Source organism: Mycobacterium sp., assembly GCF_035499775.1.
GTDB lineage: Bacteria > Actinomycetota > Actinomycetes > Mycobacteriales > Mycobacteriaceae > Mycobacterium.
Genome location: NZ_DATJYB010000035.1, coordinates 1 through 11040, shown reverse-complemented (window position 1 = coordinate 11040; position 11040 = coordinate 1). Strand labels below are relative to the sequence as shown.

At 64.7% G+C, this 11040-nt stretch carries 9 protein-coding genes and 1 pseudogene; 5 read left to right on the top strand and 5 right to left on the bottom strand.

Annotated elements, in window-relative coordinates:
* A partial coding sequence (locus VML93_RS02045) for an HAD hydrolase-like protein (RefSeq protein ID WP_325607151.1) occupies positions 1–312 on the top strand: 312 nt, incomplete at its 5' end.
* A 52-nt stretch (positions 313–364) separates the two neighbouring features.
* The gene (locus VML93_RS02040) at positions 365–2014 is read left to right on the top strand and encodes an alpha-keto acid decarboxylase family protein (RefSeq protein WP_325607149.1); all 1650 of its coding nucleotides are present in this window, start codon (positions 365–367) and stop codon (positions 2012–2014) included.
* Between the two features lie 207 nt (positions 2015–2221).
* Here the strand turns inward: VML93_RS02040 and VML93_RS02035 are convergent, their stop codons facing one another.
* From VML93_RS02035 to VML93_RS02020, 4 genes are all read right to left on the bottom strand, one after another.
* On the bottom strand, positions 2222–3619 hold the full coding sequence (locus VML93_RS02035) for an amidohydrolase family protein (protein WP_325607147.1): 1398 nt from the start codon (positions 3617–3619) through the stop codon (positions 2222–2224).
* Between the two features lie 54 nt (positions 3620–3673).
* A complete protein-coding gene (locus VML93_RS02030) occupies positions 3674–3940 on the bottom strand; it encodes a hypothetical protein (protein WP_325607144.1) in 267 nt (88 codons plus the stop codon).
* A 149-nt stretch (positions 3941–4089) separates the two neighbouring features.
* The gene (locus VML93_RS02025; RefSeq protein ID WP_325607142.1) at positions 4090–7284 is read right to left on the bottom strand and encodes an MMPL family transporter; all 3195 of its coding nucleotides are present in this window, start codon (positions 7282–7284) and stop codon (positions 4090–4092) included.
* Between the two features lie 108 nt (positions 7285–7392).
* On the bottom strand, positions 7393–8208 hold the full coding sequence (locus VML93_RS02020; RefSeq protein ID WP_325607140.1) for a class I SAM-dependent methyltransferase: 816 nt from the start codon (positions 8206–8208) through the stop codon (positions 7393–7395).
* Positions 8209–8332: 124 nt separating this feature from the next.
* Between VML93_RS02020 and VML93_RS02015 the strand changes: the two genes are divergently transcribed.
* Positions 8333–8614, top strand: coding sequence for a hypothetical protein (locus VML93_RS02015; RefSeq protein WP_325607138.1), 282 nt, complete (start codon positions 8333–8335; stop codon positions 8612–8614).
* The gene (locus VML93_RS02010; protein ID WP_325607136.1) at positions 8611–9321 is read left to right on the top strand and encodes an LLM class flavin-dependent oxidoreductase; all 711 of its coding nucleotides are present in this window, start codon (positions 8611–8613) and stop codon (positions 9319–9321) included. Before VML93_RS02015 ends, VML93_RS02010 begins: the two co-directional genes overlap by 4 nt.
* On the opposite strand, the gene VML93_RS02005 is transcribed toward VML93_RS02010, so the two are convergent.
* Positions 9318–10418 (bottom strand): ferritin-like domain-containing protein, encoded by a 1101-nt coding sequence (locus tag VML93_RS02005; RefSeq protein WP_325607134.1) that lies wholly within the window; start codon positions 10416–10418, stop codon positions 9318–9320. The genes VML93_RS02010 and VML93_RS02005 overlap by 4 nt on opposite strands.
* 154 nt (positions 10419–10572) lie before the next feature.
* Between VML93_RS02005 and VML93_RS02000 the strand changes: the two are divergent.
* A pseudogene (locus VML93_RS02000) lies at positions 10573–11040 on the top strand (S9 family peptidase); the annotation flags it as partial.

The window sequence follows — 11040 nt, the reverse complement described above, 5'->3', positions numbered from 1 at the left end:
GGCATCTCGTTCGACACCGTGTTCGGCGCCGACGTCTTCCGTCAATACAAACCCGACCCGAAAACCTATCTGGGTGCGGTCGCTCTGCTCGGATGTACACCGGCCGAGGTGATCTTTGTGGCGTCTCACCCCTCGGATCTCGAGTCGGCCGCAGGATGCGGACTGCGTACCTGTTTTGTCTCCCGGCCACACGAGTATGGCGTCGGTCTTGTGGTGGAGCCGTCGCCCGCCGAAGGAGCCTTCGATTTCATGGTTGCCGATCTCCTGGAGCTGGCGGCACTCATGGGATGTGAAGCCCCGCAATATCACTGAACGCCGATGACTCCAGGGATATCTACCACCACGAAATGGAAGTGACTACATCATGACTGAAACCGTCATTCAATATGTCTTGCGACGCCTCAACGAAATTGGTGTCGACGACGTCTTCGGAGTTGCCGGGGATTACGCGTTTCCGGTAAACGATGCGATCGTCGAGCACCCGGCGGTCAATTGGATCGGATGCTGCAACGAGCTCAACGCGGGCTACGCCGCTGACGGGTACGCCCGGATGCGCGGCGTGGGCGCGGTATGCACCACCTTCGGCGTGGGTGAGCTGGCCGCGATGAGTGCTATCGCGGGCTCTTACGCTGAGCGTCTCCCGGTTTTCCACTTGGTCGGTACACCCAACTTGGCGACGCAGGAGGGCCGGGCGCTGGTGCACCACACGCTGGGCAACGGGGTATTCGACGTGTTCGCCAGGATGGCGGAGCCGATCGTGTGCGCGAGCGCGATCATGACCCCGCAGAACGCGGTATCGGAGACCGAGCGGCTGATCGCAGAGGCGCTCTACCATCGCCGGCCCGTCTACATGGCGTTTCCCAGCGACGTCGCCGATACGCCCGTGCTTGGTGGCGCGGCGTCGGTGAGCGCGCCGAGCAGTGATCCCGAGTCACTCGCGGCGGCGACCGATGCGGTGGCGGCCGCGCTCAACAACGCCGAAAATGCATGTGCGCTACCAGGAATCCTGCTGAGGCGGCTGGGCCTGCAGGGTGCGGCGGCATCGTTGATCGACGCCTCGGGTCTGCCGTTTGCGACGATGTTCGCAGACAAGTCGGTGCTGGGCGAGGACCACCCCAACTACATCGGCATGTACGCCGGCCGGCTGATGGGTGAACCGGTGCGCGCCTTCGTCGAATCGTGCGACGCGGTGCTGGTGATCGGCGCGATGATGACCGACGGCAACACCGCAGGCCACACCGTGCGACTGGACCCGGCCCAGACGATCACCATCGACCATCACCACACCACTGTCGGCGCCACGACGTACCGCAACGTGGAGATGGCCGAACTGCTGGCGCAACTGTCGGGGCGTATCACCAAACGTGCGCAGCGGCCGACTCTCGCGCCCGAGACGCTGGGGCCGATCGTGGGCGGTGGCGAGGACCCGATCACCGCCGACACGCTCTACCCGCGTTGGGCGGATTTCTTCCAGCCCGGTGACGTGATCATCACCGACACCGGAACCTCTTCGGTGGGTTTGGCTTTCGCGCAGCTGCCCGCGGGTGCGGAATTTCACAACCAAACCCTGTGGGCGTCCATCGGATGGGCGACTCCGGCGGCTTTCGGCGCCGCGATCGGTGCGCCGGATCGTCGTGTCATCCTGGTCACCGGCGAAGGGTCCCATCAGATGACCGCGCAGGAGATCAGTCAGTTCGGTCGCCACGGGCTGCGTCCGATTGTCTTCGTGCTCAACAACTCTGGCTATCTCAGCGAGCGAATGCTGTGCAAGGACATGACCCTGGCCTACAACGACATCGCGGCCTGGAACTACGCCGAACTTCCGCACGCCGTGGGCTGCCAGGGGTGGTTCAGTGCAAGGGTCAGCAGCTGCGGCGTGCTCGACGACGCGCTGAAGACCGCCGAGCAAGCCGATAGCGCCGCCTACATCGAGGTGATCACCGACGCCTCCGAGGCGCCACCGATGTACAAGAAGCTGCACGAGAACGTCAAGTCGTTCTACAACATCCACTGAGGCCCACCCACCAACCGGCGGGCCGACGCTGGCTCAGCATCAGCCGCAGTGCACGCGGCCGTTGAAGTACAAGAGCGCCCGTCTGCGCCGAGGGTGATTGCCCTGTCTCCGAAGCCCGGTTCCGGCAGGCGATCTGTTTGGGTGCCCGTACCGCCCCTGTGGACGGCACGGGACTTCCTTAACCACGACCAGTCGCTGACTGCAGCCTCAGTTCAGGCGGCGGCCCTGGACATAAACCTCGGCGATTGAGGACTCACGGATACCCATCAGCAGGGCGAACAGCGTCTGTTCGCGTGCGCGTACCGGGTCCCACGAGCGCACCCCGTATTTCAGCACGGATGCCAGCGCGGGCGTTCCGCTTGGATCGACGACGACAAAATCGGCTTCCTTGCCGACGTCGAAGTTGCCGAAGCGCTCCTCCTGGTCGAGTGCCCTTGCGCCACCAAGGGTCCCGAGGAACAGCATCTCGGCGGGATGCATCGACACCCCGGCGTCACCCGGTTCGGTGATGTGCACCTTGAAGGCGTCGCCGAGTACCCGCGGAATCAGGAATTCGTCTCCGCCGCCGACATCGGTTCCCGCGGAGAGGTTTACCCCGGAGGCCACGGTCCGCTTCCACGGCATGGTGCCCGAACCCAGGAACAGCTGGGAGATCGGGCAGTGCGCGATTGAGGTGCCCGTCTCGGCCATCCGCTCGAGCTCGACGTCCTGGCAGTGCACCGAGTGCGCCATGATGGTGCGTTTGCCCAGCAGGCTCTCCCCGCCGACCTTCGAGCCGGGCAGGAACTTCCCGTCATAGGTGTCCAGATAGGTGTTTACCTGGAATTGCTCCTTGGTTGAGGCCACCTCGCCGGTGCCCGGCTTATTGTTCTCGTTGAGGTGGCTGTGAAAGTACACGCCCCGGTCACGCACCGAATTGTAAAGTTTCCCAAGAGCTTTGAATGTCTCGACGGTGATCGACAGAGAGAACCGCGGGATGATGGCCACCTGTAGCAGTGCGGTCTTCGGGTCGCCGGTGTCGGCGGCATGCCACTTCTCGATCTCCTCGACGGTGAGCCGGATGGCGTCCTCCTCGGAGGTGACCAGTGGCGGGGCGCTGCCGAAGTTGACGGTCTGGATTGCCCTGCCCGAGGCCAGCCGCAACCCGCGCCGCTGAGTCTCACTGAACAAGGCGTCCTGGGCGTGCGGGAACGGCGAACCGAAGGCCATCGCCGCGGTGGTACCCGCCGCGATCCGGCGGTCGCAAAACGCGACGGCAGCACGCTGGGCGAACTCCGGGTCGCTGAAAAGCGCCTCCGAGGGATAGATGCAGGAGTCCAGCCAATCCAGCAGTTGGCCCCCGCCGTAGGAGTCGAACGCGAACACCTGCGGGAAGTGGATGTGGGTGTCCACGAAGCCGGGCAACAGGAACGCCGACCCGTGGTCGACGACCTTGGCTTGCTGCGCGGTCGCCGGAAGTGCGCCCTTATCACCGCAGTACGTGATCAGGCCGTTCTCGACGACCAACGCTCCCTGCGGAATTTCGACGAGAGCGGAGCCCGCTTCGGTGATCTGGGGGGTTCCCGCGACGTGGTAGATGTGGCCCAAGTGGATCTCGGTGGCCATGGTGTTCTCCTTTGTTTGATGGTTTACGGGTGGATTGATTGAGGTTTTGAGACTTCAGCCGCAGTGCCAGCGGCCGTTGAAGTAGAAGAGCTTGGCCCTGCAACCGGGGTCGATTGGTTGGAGCCAGGAGCCTGCAGGTGGCGCCGGTGCATAGCTTGGTGACTGGATGTTGGGGGCCGGTGCGCTGGGGTCGGCGTGGCTGGTGGCAGCGAATCCGACGGCGATCGCGGTGAATTCCATGGCCAGCAGGGCGCCGGCCATCATGCGACGCCGGAATCCGATTGTCGTGGCACGCGGGTTGGTGTTTGCTGACGTGTTCATGACATCGATCATTCGACCAGCGATGGCGTCACAGTAGCCGTCGTGCTCTTGCAACGATACAAGCACGCCTTGTATCCCCCCGCGAGGCTAGTGCCGCGCAGCAGTAAGTAGACCGCCTGCGTGCGAGTTCATTTCGCGATGGCTGCGGTCTAAGCGCGGTGCAGCATCCGCGGTGACCCGTGCTGGACATTGATGCGCGGGCCGTGCTGTGGCGGTCCGTCGGTGGCCATGTGCAACCGGAGCATCCGGCCGCCGATCTGGACGTACGCGCCCGGCCGCCATGCCGCGGGCTCCCAAGGCACGAGCCTGGTCCAGCCCTGCTGTACCGGTTCGCGCACGAAGACGCCATTGGTGGAGTTGCGGTCGACTACGACTACCTCCCCGCCGACGATCCGGACTTCTACGTGGGCCCGGGACATCTCACCCGCGTGGTCATCGATGCTCACCGGGCGAAGTCCGCGCTGTACAGCGTCCGACCCCTGCGGTGCCCGGCCGATGACGCAGTCTCGGTCGAGCTCGAATCGCGAGTTGTCGTCGAGGAAAATCCATCGTTTCGGCCGCGGTAACACGACCGTCGCTGCGGCAGAGACCTTCTCGTGAACATCGGGCACCGCCGGCGCCTGCCTCGGTACCGCCGGCGCCGGCCTGGGTGCCGACGCGACCGGCACCGACCAAATGACGGCGCCTTGCCCCGGCACGGTTCCGTCGCTGAGCTTGTACACGCCGTTCCCCTTGGCCGAGGCACGCGGCCGCTCGACGAATTCGTCGACGGTGATGACCGCCGCCACCGCCGGTACCGGCAGCGACCAGTGCACCAAGCGTCCGCGGCCGTGCAACAGGGTCTGCTCGACGCCGTTATCGAGCGCGATAGTGACACTGCCGCACAGCAACACCTCGAGGCCCTTCGGTGTGGGCACGACGATGCCGGCGTCAACCAGAGTGCGCGTCCAGGTCGTCTCACGCGAGAGCCGGGAGAATGCGCTGACCAGCCTTTGCGGGTCGGTGCGCCGGACCATGTCGGCCAGTGCGGCCAACTGCTGTGCGGCGACGGATTGCTGAGAAAGCGGCGCCCTATCGCGGTGAGCCACAACAATGACCGCGCCGTTGACGCTGGCCACCAGGTGTTGGCCGGGGATGACCTCGACCTCGATTGCCGGCGTGCCCGGCACGCGGCCGACCTGTTTCCGTGCCACCACCGCGTCATCGGCATCGGACGGGGATTCGCTGATGCCGATCCGGCTGTGCAGCCACCTCAGCGGTGCTGGTGCCCACCAGTTGAGGTCGCCGGCGAGACGTAGGAACGCCGGTACGACGACGCCGCGGATGATCGTCGCGTCGATGACGACGGCCAGCGCCGTGCCGATGCCGAACATCTTCATGAAGGACAGCCCATTGGCGAACGAGATCAACGTGATCGTCAACAGCAGTGCTGCGCTAGTGACGATCCGGCCCACCCGGCCCAACCCGATGACGGTCGACGCGGTGTTCGACAACCCGGAGTCGCGGGCTTCCTTGATCCGGCTGAGCAGGAAGATCTCATAGTCGACGGACAAGCTGAACGAGATGGCGCAGAGCAGAACGACCATGGACAGGTTCAGCGGCGAGGGAGTGAATCCCAGCAGCGAGGCCAGATGCCCTTCCTGGAAGACCCAGACCATGATGCCCAGAACCGCGCTCAGCACAAGCAGATTCAGACTGAGCGCTTTGATCGGAACCACGACGCTGCCCGTGAAAAGGAACAGCAATATGAACGTGGAAATCGCGATCAGGCCGATCGCCAACGGAAGCTTGTCGCCGATCGCGGCTTGGCTGTCGATCAGGGTGGCGGTCGGACCGCCCACCTCGACCTGGTGATTGGCGATCTTCGCCCGGATGTCGTGCACGAGGTGTTGAGCGGTGTCCGAGTCCGCCTGAACCGACAGGTAGACGACAGCGTAGCTGGGCCCGGACACCGCGGGCGCCGGTCCGACCAGCTGGCCGTGCTCGAACCTGCCGATGGGACCGGTGACCAGGACGACACCGTCCATGCCCGACACCTCGGGTGCGAGGTTCTGCAGCATGCCGGCGTCGTTGCGGGTGACCAACGTGATCGCCTGTGAGGGGTCCAACGTGAAGTCCCGCTGCAGTGATTCGGCCACCAGACGCGCACTCGAGTCGGTCGGCAGCGCGCGCTCGTCGGGTGTGGCGAATTGGACGTTGAGGAAGGGAACCCCCAGCCCCAACAGCATTACGACAACCGGCAGGGCGTACAGGAGGGGCCGGCGTGTCACCACCTCGGCGAAGCGCCGCCAGAACAGGGAATCGGCTGACGGTGGCACCTTGCGTCGGATGACGGCAAGCGAGTCGACGCGCTTGCCGAGCAGAGCCAGCAGCGCGGGCAGCACAATGATCGCGCTGAACGCCGACAGCAGCACGGTGGCGGTCGCGGCAAGGCCGACGGACCGCAGGAAGTAAGTGGGGAAGACCAGCAGGCTGGTCATCGCCAGAGTGACTGTCGTCGCGCTGAACAGGATGGTTCGGCCCGCGGTGGCGACGGTGGCGATGATGGCTTGATGGTGTTCTTTCCCGTTGGCCAACTCCTCGCGGAATCGGGACACCATCAGCAAGCCGAAGTCGATGGACAACCCTAGGCCGAACGCGGTCGTGACAGTGAGGGCGTGCACTGACACATCGGTGACCATCGTCAGCAGCAGCAACACCGACAGGGTGGAGGCGATCGAGACGATTCCGACCACCACCGGTAGCACCGCGGCGATCAGACCGCCGAACACGATGACCAGCACCGCCAGTGAGATGGGCACCGCGATGCTCTCGCTGGTCTCGAGATCGTGTTTGACCTTGTCCCGGATCTCCTGCTGCACACCGAGAGAACCGCCCGCGCGTACCGTGACGTCCGGGTCGACGGGCAGACTTGCGATGATCCGCCTGGCCGCCGCCGCGGCCTCGTCGGCCGTCCCGCCGACGTGCACGAGCATGAGCCCGGAACGGCCGTCCTTGCTGCGCAAGTCGGCGGCTCCCTGGTCACCGAAGGACCTGGTCACCTGCGCGTTCGGCTCGGCTTTGACGAGTTCTCGCACCCGATCCCGTACCTTCGCGACCTCCGGGCTGTCGACATCGCCCTCGTGCGGAAGCAGCTGAATGACCAAGTTGGAGGTCGTGCCGAAATGCTGGTCCAGGAAGTCGTCGGCTTGCGACGATTCCGACGCCGGATCGGTGTTTCCGCCGGTACCAAGCTTGTCGGACACCGAGCCGCCGAGCGCGACGCTGATGCCGAACAAGACCATGACGATCGCCAGCACCAGCTTCGGGCGCCGCACGGTGTACGCGGCCAGCCGCTTCAACATGTCAGTCGCCCTTTCGCGCTGCAACCCACATGAGTGGTGATGATGTTCGCGTTCCGGAGTGTGACGTGCCGGCCTTGTGAAGGTCTTGGAGTTTTCTAAAAGGAGAGGTCAGGCGGGCTTGCGACCCCACACGGCGACGATCAAGCCACCCCGGTAGAGGAACGACGGGTCTTCGAAAGCGCACCGGGCGTCGGACGCGTCGGACTGTCCGATGACTCCGTTGGCGACCATGGCGTCATCCATGGGCTGGAAAGATCGAATCATCAATTGCGACATGTGGCTGCCGCCGCGCCCGACCAAAGCCACCGCCTCATTCCCCGCGTCGGTAAAATTCAACTCCTCGACGTGGACGGGCAAGGTGCGGCCGTAGCGCAGATCCATGACGCCGCCTGCCAACAGGAACTTGATCCGCGCCTGAGCGCAACGGTCGAATGCCGCAGCAAAGGGATGGGCCGGGTCTGCTGCCTCGACGGTGCCGTTGTCGACGTCCTCGACCATCAGCCAGCCGCCCGGGCGTAGCGCGGCGGCCAGGCGCCGCAGCACTGCCAGCGGATCGCGCAGATGCATCACGACCGATCGGGCGTGCACAAGGTCATACGATGACGGCTCGATCGGATCTTGAGTGATGTCGCAACGACGGACCTCGACGTTTTGTGCGCTGATGTCGCCGAGAAACCGCACATCGAGATCGGCCGCCACGACATTCCCAGCGGGACCCACCCGTTGAGAAAGCCAGCGCGTCACAGACCCGGCGCCCGCGCCTACCTCGAGGCATCGCCAACCGTCAGCGACACCGATCGCGTCGAGCTGACGAAACGTAGACGGATCGTTGAACTGCTCAATGAGTCTCAGGCGGGTAAGTTCGTCGTCCGCTTGGTGGTCGCTCCAGAAATAGCCGCTACTTTCGCCGGCCTCGTGTCCCAAACCACCATCTCCTGTCGGCGACGCCGTCCAGACCCTTTGTGCTTGGCTAGGTTATCGCCTGAAAAGGGTGGTGTCCGGGGATTCAGCCCGGCCGAAAATCGAATAGGAAGGGATGCTGTTCATCATGAGGCTCGCTCTGTACTTGCCCAACTTCCGCGACAAGGTGACCGTGAGCGAACTCGAGGATCTCACCAATCTCGCCGAGGAACTCGAGTTCGACTCGGTCTGGACCCTGGACCGGATCATCGTTCCGGAAGCGTCCGACCGCGAAGAACTCCAATACTCCTTCGGAATGATGGACGGCTTTCCGCGTTCGCTGCCGGTGTCCTCGCGGGGCGAGTTCCTGCAGGGGATGCCGCTGATTCCGTGGCTCGCGGCCAAGACGTCCCGACGCGGATCGGGATGAGCATCATCGACACCCCATTCCGCGCGCCGGGCGTCCTCGCCGCGGAACTGGCCACCATCGACCACCTTTCCAACGGCCGGCTCAATGTCGCCGTCGGCTCCGGTTGGATGCCTGAGGAGTTCGCCGCCGCCAGCGCGACCCACCTCTTCAAGCGGCGGCACGCCCACGTTCGCGAGACGATCGAAATCTTGCAGGGGGTATGGACCAACGACGTCTTCGAATACCACGGTGAATTCGCCGATTTCGAACCTAGCGGCTTCGGAGCCAAACCTGTGCAGAAGCCGTACCCGCCGATGTACTTCAGTGGGCTCAAAGATCCCAAGCGGTCTGCGGTCCGGATCGCGAAATACGGAATGTCGGGCTGGATCGGGATTCAGGATTCCCCGGAGGAACTCGAGAAGTGGCGCGGGGAAATACAGCGTGAACTGGACGAATTAGAGGGTTCTCGGTCAGTCGAAGATCTCGACATCTGCAGCATGATCTGGTTCGTCATCACGGACGAAGAGGCCGACCAGACGCCGCAGGGCAAAGGCAGCAACCTGTTGGTGGGGAACGCCGGGCAGATCACTGACATGTTGAAGCGCTACCGGGACGCCGGACTGACGATGCCGCTGCTCTGGCCGCCGTTCGCGGATGTCCCGGTGTCGAAGACACTCGATGATCTCCGGCGACTGAAGGAGGAGATCATGCCCCGGGTCGAGGGTTAGCTCGCTCCCGCCGCGATCACCTCGTCCACCTCGGCGGCCCGCGCGGCCATCTCGGCGTGTGTCTTGTCCAGCGCCTCGGCCTGATCCTCGTCGGCCTTCATCAGCGCCTCGATGTCGAAGCCGCCCATGTCGAGGACACCCATGTCGCTGAAGGCCTTCTGCACCTTGTCGCCCCACAACCCGATGTCCTTGACGATCGGCACGATGCGGCTGAACAGGTGGGAGCGGAACTGGATCATCAGCGGCGACGTGTCGACCCACTCGGCACACGCTTGGACGTCCATGCCGAGAGTCTCGAAAACCTCCTCGCCGCGGAACCGGTCGCGCATCAGGTAGCAGGCGTCCACGACGAACTCTTCCCGCTCGTCCCGCTCGGTTTCGGTCAGCGCGTCGTAATAGTCCTTCAGCGAGATTCGCCCGAAGGCGACGTGGCGGGCCTCGTCCTGCATGACATAGGCCAGCAACTGCTTGGCCAGCGAGTCCGGCGGCGCCATGTCCCGCAGCACCCCGAACGCGGCCAGTGCGAGACCTTCGATGAGGACCTGCATGCCGAGGTAGGGCATGTCCCAGCGCGAGTCGCGCAGGGTGTCCTCCAACAGCGCCGTCAGGTTCTTGTTGATCGGGTAGACCAGGCCGATCTTCTCCTGCAGGAACCGCGAGAACGTCTCGACGTGCCGGGCCTCGTCCATGGTCTGGGTGGCCGCGTAGAACTTCGCGTCCAGGTCCGGAACGACCTCGACGATCTTGGCCGCGCACACCATCGCGCCCTGCTCACCGTGCAGGAACTGCGAGAACTGCCAGGATTGGAAGTGCTGACGCAGCTCGGCCCGACGTGGTTCGTCTGCGGCCTCCCACATCGGGCTGCCGAACAGCGGATGGAACTCGTCGGGCAGCCCGATCGGGTTGACCGGGTCGACATCTTGCGCCCAGTCGATGCGCGACTGCGCATCCCACTGCTTGTCCTTTCCCTTTTGGTACAGGGAAAGGAGCCGGGCGCGTCCCTCGTCGTACTCCCACGTGAAGCGCGCGTCGCCGCCACTGGGGAGCTCCATCGAGTAGGGCGCGGGTACGTCCGTGTACTTGTCCTTCGTGGTCATGAGCTGCCGCCTCTCTGCTCGGTGACCAGTGGTCATGTGATGAGTACCACTTTGCGCCGCGTTCGGCAGCGCCGTCAACCCTGACGGGCGGGCTAATTGACCGCGGCCCGCTCCAACGCCCGCCTGGTCGGCATGCGGGGCAGTATGGGTCGCTGTGACCGAGGACACCTACCCCCGCCAGCACGCCCGCACGCGCCACTTCTGGCTCGGCAGACCCAGTTCGTTCCGGATTTCGCCCGACGGCAGCTCGATCCTCTTCTGCCGCTCACGCACCGGGTCCGACCCGATCACGATGCTGTGGCGCTTCGACGTCGACTCCGGCCGGGAGGAGCTCCTGGTCGACCCCGCCACCCTGGTCGAGGAGGGCTCCGGCGAACTGCCACCCGAGGAGCAGGCGCGACGCGAGCGGGCCCGGGAGACGTCCGAGGGCATCGTGCGGTTTACCGCCGACCGCGAGCTGACGCGCGCCGTGTTCGATCTTGCCGGCCGGCTGTTCCTGGCGGATCTGCGCTCCGGCGGGGCGCGCGAGCTTCCGGTGCAGCAGCCCGCCGTCGATCCGCGCCTCGACCCCACCGGCCGCCATGTCGCCTACGTCAGTTCTGGGTCGTTGCGCATTATCAGG

Excerpts from the sequence above, each read along its gene's own strand:
- VML93_RS02025 (WP_325607142.1), bottom strand. The coding sequence starts at position 7,284 with ATGTTGAAGCGGCTGGCCGCGTACACCGTGCGGCGCCCGAAGCTGGTG.
- VML93_RS02005 (WP_325607134.1), bottom strand. The coding sequence starts at position 10,418 with ATGACCACGAAGGACAAGTACACGGACGTACCCGCGCCCTACTCGATG.
- VML93_RS02040 (WP_325607149.1), top strand. The coding sequence starts at position 365 with ATGACTGAAACCGTCATTCAATATGTCTTGCGACGCCTCAACGAAATT.
- VML93_RS02015 (WP_325607138.1), top strand. The coding sequence starts at position 8,333 with ATGAGGCTCGCTCTGTACTTGCCCAACTTCCGCGACAAGGTGACCGTG.
- VML93_RS02030 (WP_325607144.1), bottom strand. The coding sequence starts at position 3,940 with ATGAACACGTCAGCAAACACCAACCCGCGTGCCACGACAATCGGATTC.
- VML93_RS02035 (WP_325607147.1), bottom strand. The coding sequence starts at position 3,619 with ATGGCCACCGAGATCCACTTGGGCCACATCTACCACGTCGCGGGAACC.
- VML93_RS02010 (WP_325607136.1), top strand. The coding sequence starts at position 8,611 with ATGAGCATCATCGACACCCCATTCCGCGCGCCGGGCGTCCTCGCCGCG.